The sequence below is a fragment of the Amycolatopsis sp. NPDC051372 genome (genome assembly GCF_040682095.1).
Lineage (GTDB): Bacteria > Actinomycetota > Actinomycetes > Mycobacteriales > Pseudonocardiaceae > Amycolatopsis.
This window is the reverse complement of record NZ_JBFBAF010000045.1, coordinates 61,646-74,949: the sequence shown is the minus strand read 5'-3', so window position 1 is coordinate 74,949 and position 13,304 is coordinate 61,646. Positions and strand designations below refer to the sequence as shown.

Sequence of the window (13,304 nt, the reverse complement as noted above, 5' to 3'; positions counted from 1 at the left end):
GCTTCCGGATGGGGCGGTCGGATCGGCCGGGGGCCGATCGCACCGCCCCATCCGGAAGCCGGCGCGATCTCGCGCCGTGGTCGCCTCGGCAGGGTGAGTTGGGTTGAAGGCGACCGGATCTGCCCGCTCACCTCTCGCCCACGTACCTCCTGGCCACCCACCTCCTGGCCACTCACCGGCTGGCCACCCACCTCTCGCCCACGTACCTCCTGGCCACCCACCTCCTGGCCACTCACCGGCTGGCCACCCATCTCCTGGCCACGTACGTCTCGCCCAGGTACCTCCTGACCACCCACCTCCCGCCCGCTCCTCCTGGCCACTCACCTCTCGCCCACCTCCTGGCCGCTCACCGGCTGGCCACTCGACTGCCGTGCACGCGAGCGGCGGTGAGCAGGGGGTGGGCGGGGTGAGGGAAGGGCGAAGTGGCCGGGTGGGTGGTTATCCGCCGCCGCGGTGGGTCCAGGCGGCGATCTCGGTGCGGTTGGCCAGGTCGAGTTTGGCCAGGATGCTGCGGACGTGGCTCTCCACCGTGCGTTCGGAGACCACGAGCCGTTCGGCGATCGCGCGGTTGGCCAGTCCGTCGGCGACGAGGCCGGCGATCTCGCGTTCGCGCGGCGTCAGCGGTCCGGTCGTGCTCAGCCGGCCCAGCAGCGCCTGGGCCTCGGCCGCGGCGCCCGGCATCACGAGCCGGCGCGCCTCGTCCAGGGCCTGACGCGCCAGGGAGCGGGCCTTGCCGGTCTCGCCGAGGGTCGCGAGCACCGCGGCCAGCCGCAGGCGGTTCTGCGCGACGAACGGCCGCGCGCCGACCCGCACGTTCGCCGCGATCGCGGCCTCGAACAGCCGCGCGGCCTCCTCCGCCCGGCCGAGCACCACGGCGAGGCGGGCCAGCCAACTCGTGCCGCAGTCGCTGCAGTACACGCCCGCACCGCTCGACAGCACCCGCTCGGCGGCCCGCAGCACGGGCTCGAGGAAGCGGGCCGTCTCGACGTCGCCGAAGGCCTCCACCAGCACCAGCAGGTTCGGCCCCACCCCGCTGGACCGCAGGTCAAAGCCCTCCTGCCGCGCGAGGTGGCGCACGGCCTCGTACCCCGCGAGCGCCGCCTCGTCCTCCCCGAGGACGACGTGCACGAGCGGCCGGGACACCACGGCGATGGGCAGGGTCGGCACGGTGGCGAGCACCTCGTCGTAGTGCTCGTCGATCTCGGAGACGTCGCCGGTCACGAGCGCGAGCTGCAGGCTGAACGCCGACGACATGCCGAGCGCCGAGCGGTCGTCCGCCAGCTCGGCCACCGCCAGCTCCCTGGCCTGCCGGTTCAGCTCACGCGCCTCGGCGAACGCGCCGCGGAACGCGAGCAGCGACGTGCGCAGCCGCAGGTCGTGCCAGCGCACCAGGGGCAGCCGGGTCGTCGCCGCGAGCGCCGTCACGGCCGTGATCTCGTGGTCGACCACGGCCATCGCCCCGGTCTCGAACGCGGCGTCGATGCGCCACTTGTGGCCCCACAGCGCGGAAAGCGGCTGCCGGTCGCCGAAGCGCACGGCCAGGGAGCCGAGCCGAAGCCGGTCGTCGAGCGGCAGCTCGATCGGGAGGACCTTGAACCGCGCACGCACCGCGTCGAGCAGGGCCTCGTCGTCGGTGCCGCGTTCGGCGAGCGCGAGCGCTTCGTCGGCCAGCCGACGAGCCTCCTCGGTGTGCCCGACGTCGGCTGCGACCGACGCGGCCTGCGCGAGCAGCCGGGCGCGCAGCGCGTCGGGCACTTGCGCGCCGAGCGCCGTGTCGGCGAGTTTGTCCAGCCGGGGCAACAGCTCCGGTGCGGACAGGTCTCGCACGACGAGTGCCGCGGCGGCGAGCGTCTCGGGAGTTTCCGCACGTTCGGCCGCCTGTTCCGCGTGGTCGAGGGCCGGGCCGAAGCGGCCCGAGCGGTACTCGGCCGTGGCGAGGTCCACGAGCAGCTCGGCGAGTCCCTCGGTCCGGCCCGCTCGCCGTCGCGCGTCCACGGCGAAGGTCAGAAACCTTGCTGCCTCGGCGAAAGCCAGCGCCCGTGTCGCCTCGCGCGCGGCGACCACGGCCCAGCCGGCGGCGCGGCCCAGCGTCGCCGGGTCGGCGGCCGACCGCAGCCAGTGCACCGCGACGACCCCGGCGTGCGCGGGATCGGCTTCGGCTCGCGGGGTCAGCGCCAGCGCCGCCTGGGCGTGCAGGGCCTCGCGCACGCCCTGGTCGAGGTCCTCGTAGACGCCGTCGCGCACCACCGCGTGCGCGAACCGGCGCCGCCCGGCCGCGACGGGCACGAGCACACCCGCGCGCACGACCTCGTCCAGCAGTGCCACGACCTCGGCGACCGGCCGGCCCGCGACGTCGGCGACCACGCCGCAGTCCACCTCCTCCCCCAGCACCGCCGCCACGGCGACCAGCACACGCACCTCCGGCGCGAGCCCGGCCACCGACGTCCGCACGAGGTGGCGCAGCTCGGCGCGCCCGCCGCCGGACCCGGCCGAGCGCGCGACCGCCCGCAGGTACAGGGGGTTGCCGCCGGAGCGGCGCAGCGCGTCGCGCACCTCGGCGTCGCCGACGGCCGCGCCGGCGACCTCGCTGAGGTACCTACGCACGTCGGGCTCGGCCAGCGGCGCGACGGTGACTGCGTGCGTCGCGGGGCCGCCGAGCAGCTCGGGCAGTGTTTCGTCGAGTGTGGGGCCGGTGTCGCGGTAGGTCGCGAGCACCACCAGCCGCGAGCGGCGCAGCTCGCCGGCGAGGTGGCGCAGCAGCCGCAGCGACGCTTCGTCGGCCCAGTGCAGGTCCTCCAGCACCACCACGAGACCGCCGGGCTCGGCCGCGGCGACAAGGGCGTCGGCCGCCGTGGCGACGAGCCGGAACCGCGCCGCGACGAGGTCCGTACCAGCGCTCCTGTCCAGGTCTGCGACGGCGCGCGCGACCTCGGCACCGGCCGTGGGCAGGGCCGACAGCACGCGGCGCCACGGCCACAGCGGTGGCGCGCCGGGATCGTCCACGCAGCGGCCCCACACCGTGGCGAGGCCGACGGTGGCGGCCTCCGCGAGCGTGGTCTTGCCGATGCCGGCGGGCCCGCCGAGCAGCACCAGGGCACCCGTGCCCGCCGCGCCGGCCGCGAACCGGCCGCGCAGGTCGGCGAGCACCCCGGCCCGGCCGACGAACGGCACGGAGCCTGTCACGCAGGCAAGTATGCGCCCGGTTTCAGTGGTCCGTCTGCGTACTGGCACTGATGTCCGGAACGTCCGCGCGGCCGAAGGTGGACCTCGTCGAACTTCCCACCCCAGGCCGAAGGAGCAGCATGTACGCCACCGTCCACCAGTTCCGGCGGAACACCGCCACCGAGAGCGGCGACTGGGGCCGGGCCCTCGCCGCGGAGCTGCACCCCGGCCCGGCGCCCCTCGGCGGGTGCGTGCTCGGCCAGGTCGCCGGCGTGCTCGGCGCGGCCGTCGCGTTCTGGCCCGACGCCGCGTCAGCGGACGAAGCAGCCGCGCACACCCGACCCGGCACCACGTGGCTCGACACCGACGTCTACGAGGTCGTCTCCGCCGAGTTCGCCCCGGCCGCGCCGAACTACGCCCAGGCCAGCCGGTTCGCCGGGCCGCGCGACGAGGCGCAGGTCCGCGCCGAGGACTTCGCGGGCCACGAGCGCATCTGGCCCGCCGCCCGGCAGGTGCCGGGCATCGGCCCCGTATTCGTGCTGCGCGCCGAAGACGGCGCGGGGCTCGTGCTCGGGTTCGCCGAGTCCGTCGCCGCGATCGAAGCCGTCCAGAAAGCGGTGCTGAGCACCGAGCTGCTGCCGGGCGAGGATCCGGCCCTGCTCACCGGTCCCGAGCGGATCGACCTGCACCGCGTTTTCCACCACACCCTGCCCGCATCCGTCACCACCGGAGGTATCCGATGAGCACCCCCACCACCACCCGTCTGCGTCCCGGCACCTGGACCGTCCACACCGGACGGACGTCGGCCACGTTCACCGTGCGCAAGCTCGGTTTCCACCTCGTGCACGGCTCGATCCCCGTCCCGTCCGCGACGGTGTACGTGAACACCGCCGGCACGCCGACCGCCCTGCGCGCGGAGCTCGACCTGTCCGCGATCGACACGGGCAACCGCCGCCGCGACCGCGACCTGCAGAAGTCCCAGTGGCTCGACTGCGGCACCGAACCCACGATGACCTTCGCGTCCGGCGACATCACCACCTGCCCGGAAGGCTGGGCGGCGCAAGGGTTCCTGAGCCTGCGCGGCACCACGTGCCCGCTCACGCTCACCGTCGAACGGCCCGCTGACACCGGCCGCGGCTCGGTGCGTCTCCAGGCCCGCGCGACGCTCGACCGGGCACCACTCGGCATGAGCGCGCCGCGCGCGATCGTGGGGCGCTACCTGGAAATCGGCATCGACGCGGTGCTCGTGGCGCCGCGCTGAGCGCTCAGGCGGTCGCCTCGATCACGCGGCTCAAGACGGCATGGAGGGCCTCCAGTTCGGAGACCTCCATGCCGAGCGCCTCGACCACGCGGTACGGGATCTTCTCGGCCTCGGCCCGCAGTGCGCGGCCCTTCTCCGTGAGCTCGACGGTGAGCTGCCGCTCGTCGGAAGCCTTGCGGCCGCGGGTGACGTAGCCCATCGCTTCGAGCCGCTTCAGCAACGGAGACAGCGTCGCGGGTTCGTGCCGCAGCGCGGCCCCGAGGTCCTTCACCGACCTCGGGGCTTTCTCCCACAGCGCGAGCATCACGAGGTACTGCGGGTGCGTCAGCCCGTACGGCTCCAGCAGGGGCCGGTAGACCGCGATGACGCTGCGCGAGGCGACCGACAGCGCGAAGCACACCTGGCGGTCGAGCTTCAGCGGGTCGTCGCCCAAGTCGATCTCTGCCACGGGGTCCTCCTCCTGGTCCGGGCCACCTTAACGGCTTCGGATGTGGCCTCGGCTACCTTATCGATTAGCGCACTAATGATTAGTGTACCTTGGAGGCAGCCGACAAGGAGGCGTGATGGACCGTCCGGGAGTCTTCCGCTGGTTCTGGTACGCAGTAGGCGGGCGTCTGCCCGAACGTTACCGGGACTGGATCCTGCACGACACGACGTCGAAGCACTGGAAGGCGCGGCACGTGCTGCGCAGTTCCGTGGGCCTCATCCCGCTGTGCCTCGTGTGGCTGCTGCTGCCGGGCCCGCTGGCGCTGCGCCTCGCGATCGTGCTCATGGCGGCGCTGGTCGCGTACTTCTACTCCTCGGTGTACATGGAGGAAAGCATCGAGCACCGCCTCTCGCGCAACGGCTTCCCTCCCGGCACGGGCAAGCGCATCCGCCGCGAGGCCGCCGAAGCCGCCGACGCCGAGGCGAAGGCCCGCTACATCGCGATCTACCGCCAGAACACGGGCGAGTGAGCACTCCCGGCAGCGGTGCCGCCGGCCACGACTAGAGTCGGCGTCCGATGAGACGCAAGCTTCGCGGCCCGCTGTCGCCGCGCCACGGGCTGGACCCGGCGCGGCTGAGGATGCCCGACGAGGGCCCGTGGGGCACGTTGCTGGAGCACCTCGTGGAGCGGCTGCCGCGGCTGGACCCGGCGCGGATCGAACAGATGCTGCGCGAGGAGCGCATCTTCGGCCTCGACGGGCCGCTCGGGGTCGACTCGGCGTTCGTGCCCGGCTCGTTCATCTGGTTCCACCGCGACCTGCCCGACGAGGTGGTGGTGCCGTTCGACATCTCGGTCGTGCACCGCGACGAACACCTGCTGGTGGTCGACAAGCCCCACTTCCTCGCCACGATCCCGCGCGGCAAGCACATCCTCGAAACCGCGTTGGTCCGGCTGCGGCGCGACCTGGACCTGCCGGCGTTGTCGCCCGCGCACCGGCTCGACCGCGTGACCGCCGGGCTCGTGATGTTCGTGATCACACCGGAAGTGCGCGGAAAGTACCAAACGATGTTCCGCGACCGACGCGTGAAGAAAGAATACGAAGCGATCGCACCGTACGATCCTTCACTGGAGCTGCCACGCACGGTCCGCAGTCACATCGTCAAGGAACGCGGAGTGCTTGCGGCACAGGAGATCGAGGGACCGGTGAACGCCGAGACCCGCGTGGAACTGATCGAACACCGCGACGGGCTCGGCCGCTACCGCCTGCTGCCCGCCACCGGTCGCACGCACCAGCTGCGCGTGCACCTGTCCGGCCTCGGCATCCCGATCCTCGGCGACGACTTCTACCCCGTGCTGACGGAAAAACCGCTCGACGACTTCACGAAACCGTTGCAGCTGCTGGCCAAGGTGCTGGAGTTCGACGATCCCGTGAGCGGCGAGCACCGCCGGTTCACGAGTTCCCTGCGCTTGACGGCGTGGGACTCATCTGACGAGTGGGCGGCGCCCCCGGCGAGCTGAGGCCGAGGACGCCGCACGAAACTCACTTCGTCCAGAACTTCACACCGCTCCACTGCACGGTGATCGGTCCCGCGCCACTGCTGGTGCGATACGAACCGAACTTGTCGTAATAACTACCGCTCGGGCTGTCGATGGTCTGCTTGAGCGAACCGTTGATGTACACCTTGTGCGTGCTGCCCACCTGGTTGATGGTGTTGACTCGCACGGAAGTACCCACGGTGGCGTCGCCGGCGAGCGTCTGACCGCCCTCCACCGCGTACATCCGGCCGCCCTTTTCCACCGCCAGCAGGAAGTACGGTCCGGCGTTCGACCCGTCGCGGAAGGTCTGCTTCACGCTGATGCGCGTGCCGCTCATGCTGGTGACCTTGAAGGAACCCTCGAACTGGTGCGTGCCGCCGGTGTAGGTGTCGTAGCGGCGCTCGGCGCGCTGATCACCGCTGCCCGTGGAGCAGGTGAGCTGGAACGTGAGCCCGTTGATCTGCCCGCACCCGCGCTCCTGCTCGGAGAACCCCGGCGACCACGACTTCCACGGACCGGTGCCGACCTGCGCACTGGCCACCGGAGCCACCACCGCGAGCCCGCACACGACCCCCGCGAGCACCCCGCCGAGGCGTAGTCTTCCTCTCACTTGCCAACCTCCGTACAACTCAGGGCGGCGGTAGTGGGACAGGTCCAGACCACTGCGTCGAACCTGGATGATCACTGTACGAGCACGGACGAAAACAGACAAGAGCCGGATTCGCGACTCTTGACAGCTTTGTTTGTCAATGCTTGGCTCGGACCGTGCGGGACGTCGAGGTGATCGAGGATCCGGCCGCCGCGGCGGCCGCGCTGGACCCGGTCCGCGCGCGCCTGCTGGCGACGCTGGCCGAACCCGCGTCGGCGGCGTCGCTGGCCGCGCGCGTCGGGCTCACGCGCCAGAAGGTGAACTACCACCTGCGCGCGCTGGAATCCCACGGCCTCGTCGAGCCCGCGGGCGAGCGCCAGTGGGGCGGGCTGACCGAACGCCTCTTCGCCGCGACGGCCGCGTCGTACCAGGTCTCCCCCGCCGCGCTCGGCGACGCCGGCACGTCGGCGATGGAGCCCGACCAGCTGTCGTCGGCTTACCTGCTGGCGGTCGCCGGCCGGACCGTGCGCGAGGTCGCCGGTCTCGTGCGCCGTGCGGCGCGCGCCGGCAAACCGCTGCCGACTTTGGCACTGGACACGGAAATCGCGTTCGGCTCGGCGCGCGAGCGGGCGGCGTTCACCGACGAGCTGACCACGCTCGTGGCCGGGCTCGTCTCGCGCTACCACGACGAATCGGCTCCGGGTGCGCGGACGCACCGACTGGTGGTCACCGCGCACCCGAAGCCGGCCGATCCGCCTACGCCGGCTGGATGATCACCTTCAGCGCCTGGTGGTCGGCGGCGTTGCCGAACACGTCGTAGGCCTGGTCGAGCTGGTCGAAGGTGAACGTGTGCGTGCCCATCTTCTCCGCGGGGATGCGGCCGCTCGCGACCATCTTCAGCAGCGTCGGGATCGACACGGTGTCGACGAGCCCCATGGTGAGCGTGATGTTGCGGATCCACAGGTCCTGCATGGGGAGTTCCACGCCGACGCCGTGCACGCCGATGTTCGCGACGTGCCCGCCGGGCCGCACGAGCGCGGCGGCGGTCTGCAGGGTCTCGGGGTAGCCGACGGCTTCGATGGCGACGTCGACACCGAGCCCGTCGGTGTGCGCGAGCACCTCCGCGACGGTGTCGGGCCCGGCGGCGACCGTGTCCGTCGCGCCGAACTCGAGGGCCTTCTCGAGGCGGAACTTGTTGGCGTCGATGGCGATCACCTTCGACGCGCCCCACAGGCCCGTGGTCAGGATCGCGGCGAGGCCGACCGCGCCGGAGCCGACGACGGCGACCGTGTCGCCCGGCCGCACCTCGCCCGCGAGCACGCCGACCTCGTAGCCGGTGGGCAGGGAGTCGGCGAGGAAGATGGCCTGCTCGTCGGTGACCTCGGCGGGCACGTGGTAGAGCGAGGTGTCGGCGAAGGGCACGCGGACGTACTCGGCCTGGGTGCCGTCGATGAGGTGCCCGAAGATCCAGCCGACGCCACCGACCGTGCGGCAGTGCGAGGGCATTCCGCGCTGGCAGTAGTCGCACCGGCCGCAGCGCGTGACGGCCGGTACGAGCACCCGGTCGCCGACTTTGAAGCTGCCGACGGCGTCGCCGACCGCCGTGACCGTGCCGACGGCCTCGTGGCCGAGGATGCGGCCATCGGTGACCGCGGCGACGTCGCCGTGGAGGATGTGGAGGTCGGTGCCGCAGATCGTGGTGGTGTCCACTTTCACCACGACGTCGGTCACCTCTTGGATCGTCGCGTCGGGAACGTCTTCCCACGCCTTGTTTCCGGGTCCGTGGTACACCAGTGCCTTCATCGCCACCTCCGGGTCGGGACCGACCTTCGACGCTACGACGGGTCCGCGGCGCCGCCGGTCTCAAAATCAGACACCCGAACAGGTGTTCGATCATCGTGTACGGTGGGGGCATGAGTCACGCACTTCAGGGATCGCTCTTCGGGTCCGGCTTCGAAGGCGCTGCTCTGGGTTCCCTCGACGGGATCCGGCGCACCGACCTCGGCCGCGGCGCGTGGGTCGACGTGCTGCCGGGCTGGCTGTCGGGGTCCGACGAGATTTTCACGCGCCTGGTCGCCGACGTCCCGTGGCACGCCGAGCAGCGGCAGATGTACGACCGCGTCGTCGCCGTGCCGCGCCTGCTCTGCTTCTACCGCGAAGACGAGCCGCTGCCGCACCCATTGCTGACCTCGGCGCGCGACGCGCTCTCCGCGCACTACGCGGCCGAACTCGGCGAGCCCTTCCGCACCTCCGGCCTGTGTTACTACCGCGACGGCCGCGACAGCGTCGCCTGGCACGGCGACACCATCGGCCGCGGCAGCTCCGAAGACACGATGGTCGCGATCCTCTCGGTGGGCACCGCGCGCCACCTCGCCCTCCGTCCCCGCGGCGGCGGGGAGTCCCACCGCTACCCGCTGGGCCACGGCGACCTGATCGTGATGGGCGGTTCCTGCCAGCGCACGTGGGAACACGCGATCCCCAAAACGGGCAAGGGAGTGGGGCCGCGGATCAGCATCCAGTTCCGGCCGAAAGGGGTGCGTTAGTCAGTCGGGGCAAGGAAGAGGTGCGCGCGAGCGGACTGTCCCGGCGACGTGGACTGCCGCGAACGATCCCCCGACGACGTCGAGTCTCCGGGAGAGGTCCCGTGACGCCAACGAGGGAGGCAGCAGCCGCCGCGGAGGTCAGTAGCCCTCGCTGCCGTGCGCCCCCGGCAAGACCGCGCGTGAACCACTTGTCGGTCAGCCGGGATGGCGGAAAGGTGCCGCCCGGAGCCACTTTCCGTCGAAGTACGCCGAGCCTCCGCCTCGCCACGCCCGCGGCGCCGCTCCCCTTCCATGAAGTCGGAGGAGATCCACCGCGGCGATCCGGCGTGAGCCCGGCGTCAGCGGACCAGCACCGGCAGCGAGTCGAGGCCGTAGACGATCGAGACCTTGCGGAACGCCAGTTCGTCCGGCTCGACGGCCAGCCGCAGGTCCGGGAACCGCTTCACCAGGGCCGGGTAGGCCGTGCGCAGCTCCATGCGCGCGAGCTCCGCGCCGATGCAGCGGTGAATGCCGTAGCCGAAGGCCAGGTGGGAAGACGGGTCGCGTTTGGGGTCGAAGCGCTCCATGTCGGTGCCCAGCCCGGCGTCGCGGTTGGCGACGGAGAGGGACACCAGCACGATGTCACCCTCGCCGATGTGGACGCCCGCGATGTCGATGTCTTCCTTGGCGAAGCGCGGGAACGCCATCTGCACCACGGTGAGGTAGCGCAGCAGCTCCTCCACGAACCGGTGCACGGAGTCGTCGTCGCCGCGGACCGCGTCGAACGCGGCGGGGTCGCGGAGCAGCACCAGGGCACCGAGGGCGAGCATGCTGGCGGTGGTTTCGAGGCCGCCGGTGAGCACGCCGTCGGCGAGGCCCGCGAGCTCGAGGTCGTCGATCTCGTCGCCGTGCTCCTTGATGAGCATGCCGAGCAGGCCGTCGCCCGGTTCTTCGCGCTGCTTCTTGACGATGTCGAGCAGGTAGGTCAGCGACTCCGAGATCGCGCCCAGCGACGCGCCCGCGCCGCCGAACAGGTCGAAGCGCGCGGTGCTCAGGCGCTGGAAGTCGGCGCGGTCCTCATAGGACACCCCGAGCAGCTCGCAGATCGTGAGCGACGGGATCGGGAGTGCGAACGCCTCCCACAGGTCCACGGGGCCCTCGGCGGCGGCCATCGCGTCGAGCTGTTCGTTCACGATCTCGTCGATTCGCGGCGTGAGGCGGTTGAGCCGGCGCATGGTGAACTCAGGCGTGAGCAGCTTGCGCAGCCGCGAGTGCACCGGCGGATCGGCGAAGCCCAGCCCGCCCGGGTTCTGGTCTTCGGTCACGCCCGCATTGCCGACGAGGTTCGTGAAGTCGTTGCTGAACTCCGAGAGTTTGCCGAGAACGGCCTTGGACTCCTCGTAGCCGGTCACGAGCCACGCGTTCATGCCGAACGGCAGGTCGAGCTTGCTGATGGGTTCCTCGGCCCGGCGCCGCCCCAGCGACGGCACGGGGTCCAGCCCCACGCGCCGAAGCGGTTCCAGCGCGGAGTCGGGAAGGAACGCCATCTTCTCGAGGTCGAAACCTCGCTTCTGCTGCCTCGCGATGTACCGGCGGCCGGCCCAGGCGAGGATTCGCGAGCGGAGACTCCCCATGGCAGCGACACTACCTCACGCCGCCGATCGGGTGATCGGCGCGGAGACAGCCGTCACCTGCGGTTCGGGATCATGACATGCGCCGTGACCCGGCCGTGACCAGCGGCGCGGGAGCGGGGCCCGGCCGGCACCGGCCCAGGTCCGCGCGGCGATCGCGGATCCATCCACAGTGGACACCGCGATCTCCTTCGGACAGCGGAAAGCCCCGGCGTTCTCAGGTCGCCGGGGCCTCCGAGCGTGTTTCGGACGGGCCGACCCTTCCGGGTGAACGTGACAATTCACGCGCCCCGCACGAAAAGAAGTCAGGCGCGGTTGTTCACCCAGCCCTTCACCGCGCCGGCGCACTGGTAGCGGACGACCACGTGTGACTTGTTCGCGTAGGCCCCGCTGGCCCCGGCGAGATCCCACGGCCCCGGCCGGTCCGCGTCGACCTTTCCGCCGGCCTGGACGGTGACCACGTCCCGGCCCGCGAGACCGGGGGTGTCCCCCACGAGCGAGATGCCGTCGAGGGTGATCGGCTGGTCGTAGCTCGACGCCAGCCGCAGGTACCGGCCGCCGTTCACCGGGATGTGGAGCTTGCCCCACTCGCCCGGCTCCGTTGCCTCTCCGCGGTCACTGCTCATGTCCTCGTCCTCCTCTTCTCCCGGGGTCTTGAGTGCGCCGAGGTGCGCCGTCGTGTAGCTCTCGTCGAGATCGACGCCGGCCGCCGAGATGCCCGGGATGGTCCCGGACGAGCTGTACTGGTGGATGTCGTAGCGGCCGGCGGCGGCGGGCCGTGCGCCGTAGCGGGCGATCCAGATCACGAGACCGGGGATGCCCCAGCGGTCCGGGCGCAGCAGCGTGGCTAGCGCGTTGTTCATGTACACGCCGGGCCGGAACCCACGAGCGTCGATCCGTTGGCAGAACGCCCTGCCGAACGCGGATTTCTGGCTGTCCGGGATGTTCGGCACCTCCGAACCCGGCGGGTTGTCCTCCAGGTCCAGCATCGGGACGCAGCCGGTGGCGCCGAGCCGGATCACCTCGCCGAGGAGGACGTCGGCCTGCGCCGCGGCGCCGGGACTCGCCTGGACGAAGTGGTAGCCGCCGACCGGGATGCCGACGGACCTGGCGCCGTTCACCTCGTTGTCGCCGCGGCCGCCGGCGGGGGTACCGCCACCGTCGGAGATCTTGACGTAGACGAACGTGACGCCGGCCCGTTTGACCGCGGGCCAGCTGGTGACGGTCTGGAACCTACGGTAGATGTCGATGCCGAGCGCCATCAGGAACCGCCTTCCGTGACGTAGGTGGGCGCCGGGTGGGTGCGGCCGAGCTCGCGAACGGCGTCGACCACGCGGTGGTTCCACCATCGGCGCGTCGTGCCGCGCGGATGTCGGCCACGCCGGGCCCGCCGCGTTTCCGCCCGCAGCGCGGCGACCCGGTCGGCGCCGGTGGCGGTGGCCGTGTTCGTCGGCACGACTGCTCCCCCAGTTGCTCAGCTTGGGACGATTTGTCCGTTTCGCGAGTTGGAGCTGCCTTGTAACCTGCCACGCGCGCCACGCGGACGACACCGCCACCATGGGTATTCGCCTCCTCCGAACGCAGGAGGCCGGAGCCACGGCGCAGCGCCACGACGGCGACTGAGCCAGTCCGCTTTCGCCTGTCGCGCAGCGGGTTCACCACGAAATCGTCAGGGGCGGGCCGAGCCGGGCGCCGGTTCGGCACTACCAGTCGTCCGAAGCAGGTTCAGACGTCTCGCCCCCACGGGCGCGACCGGATTGTCGGTGTCGTCATCCAGAATGGTGATGGCCGAGGAGAGGAGCTCTCCTCCCGGCGTGAACGTGTCGGCGCCGAAGCCCGCCCGGAATGGGCGCGACGAACGACGCCGCGCCGTGAGACGCTCGGCTCACGAACCCGGAGGAAACGGACATGACTGCGGCGCTCATCGGACGGGAGCACCCCGCCTCGGTGTTGCGCGCTGAGCTGGCGCGCGCGACCGCGAGCCACGGCGGCCTGGTGCTGGTCACAGGCGAGGCCGGCATCGGCAAGACCACGCTCGTCACGGGCCTGGCCGACGAGGCTCGCGAACGCGGGGCGCTCGTGCTGGCCGGTACGTGCTGGGAATCGGGCAGCGCGCCCGGTTACTGGCCGTGGGTGCAGGTCGTGCGCGCGCTGCGCCGGGCCGCTGAGCCGCACG

General features: G+C 71.6%; 13 protein-coding genes and 1 pseudogene. 7 read left to right on the top strand and 7 right to left on the bottom strand.

Going from position 1 to position 13,304, the window contains the following annotated elements; translation table 11 throughout:
• Positions 1–438: 438 nt before the first annotated feature.
• Positions 439–3,183 carry an AAA family ATPase gene (locus tag AB0M56_RS44730; protein ID WP_364188022.1) on the bottom strand — a complete coding sequence of 915 codons (2,745 nt, stop codon included), beginning with the start codon at positions 3,181–3,183 and terminating at the stop codon, positions 439–441.
• A 119-nt stretch (positions 3,184–3,302) separates the two neighbouring features.
• Between AB0M56_RS44730 and AB0M56_RS44725 the strand changes: the two genes are divergently transcribed.
• Both AB0M56_RS44725 and AB0M56_RS44720 read left to right on the top strand, forming a co-directional pair.
• Positions 3,303–3,905 carry a hypothetical protein gene (locus AB0M56_RS44725; RefSeq protein ID WP_364188019.1) on the top strand — a complete coding sequence of 201 codons (603 nt, stop codon included), beginning with the start codon at positions 3,303–3,305 and terminating at the stop codon, positions 3,903–3,905.
• A complete protein-coding gene (locus tag AB0M56_RS44720; RefSeq protein ID WP_364188016.1) occupies positions 3,902–4,423 on the top strand; it encodes a YceI family protein in 522 nt (173 codons plus the stop codon). The genes AB0M56_RS44725 and AB0M56_RS44720 overlap by 4 nt, the downstream gene beginning before the upstream one ends.
• A 4-nt stretch (positions 4,424–4,427) precedes the next feature.
• Here AB0M56_RS44720 and AB0M56_RS44715 read toward each other — a convergent pair whose 3' ends face one another.
• Complete coding sequence (locus AB0M56_RS44715; RefSeq protein WP_364188013.1) at positions 4,428–4,871, bottom strand: MarR family transcriptional regulator; 444 nt, start codon at positions 4,869–4,871, stop codon at positions 4,428–4,430.
• Positions 4,872–4,986: 115 nt separating this feature from the next.
• On the opposite strand from AB0M56_RS44715, the gene AB0M56_RS44710 reads away from it, so the two are divergent.
• Both AB0M56_RS44710 and AB0M56_RS44705 read left to right on the top strand, forming a co-directional pair.
• Positions 4,987–5,379 carry a DUF5313 domain-containing protein gene (locus tag AB0M56_RS44710; RefSeq protein WP_360596256.1) on the top strand — a complete coding sequence of 131 codons (393 nt, stop codon included), beginning with the start codon at positions 4,987–4,989 and terminating at the stop codon, positions 5,377–5,379.
• A gap of 47 nt (positions 5,380–5,426) precedes the next feature.
• Positions 5,427–6,368, top strand: a complete 942-nt coding sequence (locus AB0M56_RS44705; RefSeq protein WP_364188010.1) for an RluA family pseudouridine synthase — start codon at positions 5,427–5,429, stop codon at positions 6,366–6,368.
• Positions 6,369–6,390: 22 nt separating this feature from the next.
• Here the strand turns inward: AB0M56_RS44705 and AB0M56_RS44700 are convergent, their stop codons facing one another.
• Positions 6,391–6,996: a hypothetical protein gene (locus AB0M56_RS44700; RefSeq protein ID WP_364188008.1), complete on the bottom strand. Its 606-nt coding sequence runs from the start codon at positions 6,994–6,996 to the stop codon at positions 6,391–6,393.
• A 155-nt stretch (positions 6,997–7,151) separates the two neighbouring features.
• On the opposite strand from AB0M56_RS44700, the gene AB0M56_RS44695 reads away from it, so the two are divergent.
• Positions 7,152–7,748: a helix-turn-helix domain-containing protein gene (locus tag AB0M56_RS44695; protein WP_364188005.1), complete on the top strand. Its 597-nt coding sequence runs from the start codon at positions 7,152–7,154 to the stop codon at positions 7,746–7,748.
• Here the strand turns inward: AB0M56_RS44695 and AB0M56_RS44690 are convergent.
• On the bottom strand, positions 7,732–8,778 hold the full coding sequence (locus AB0M56_RS44690) for an alcohol dehydrogenase catalytic domain-containing protein (RefSeq protein WP_220238872.1): 1,047 nt from the start codon (positions 8,776–8,778) through the stop codon (positions 7,732–7,734). The genes AB0M56_RS44695 and AB0M56_RS44690 overlap by 17 nt on opposite strands.
• A gap of 110 nt (positions 8,779–8,888) precedes the next feature.
• Here AB0M56_RS44690 and AB0M56_RS44685 point away from each other — a divergent pair, with 110 nt between their 5' ends.
• Positions 8,889–9,518 (top strand): alpha-ketoglutarate-dependent dioxygenase AlkB, encoded by a 630-nt coding sequence (locus AB0M56_RS44685; protein ID WP_364188003.1) that lies wholly within the window; start codon positions 8,889–8,891, stop codon positions 9,516–9,518.
• Positions 9,519–9,856: 338 nt separating this feature from the next.
• Here AB0M56_RS44685 and AB0M56_RS44680 read toward each other — a convergent pair whose 3' ends face one another.
• From AB0M56_RS44680 to AB0M56_RS44670, 3 genes are all read right to left on the bottom strand, one after another.
• A complete protein-coding gene (locus tag AB0M56_RS44680) occupies positions 9,857–11,131 on the bottom strand; it encodes a cytochrome P450 (protein WP_364188001.1) in 1,275 nt (424 codons plus the stop codon).
• A gap of 302 nt (positions 11,132–11,433) precedes the next feature.
• Positions 11,434–12,390 (bottom strand): GH25 family lysozyme, encoded by a 957-nt coding sequence (locus AB0M56_RS44675; RefSeq protein WP_364187998.1) that lies wholly within the window; start codon positions 12,388–12,390, stop codon positions 11,434–11,436.
• A complete protein-coding gene (locus AB0M56_RS44670) occupies positions 12,390–12,584 on the bottom strand; it encodes a hypothetical protein (RefSeq protein WP_364187995.1) in 195 nt (64 codons plus the stop codon). The genes AB0M56_RS44675 and AB0M56_RS44670 overlap by 1 nt, the downstream gene beginning before the upstream one ends.
• A gap of 452 nt (positions 12,585–13,036) precedes the next feature.
• On the opposite strand from AB0M56_RS44670, the pseudogene AB0M56_RS44665 reads away from it, so the two are divergent.
• A pseudogene (locus AB0M56_RS44665) lies at positions 13,037–13,294 on the top strand (AAA family ATPase); the annotation flags it as partial.
• Positions 13,295–13,304 lie beyond the last annotated feature (10 nt).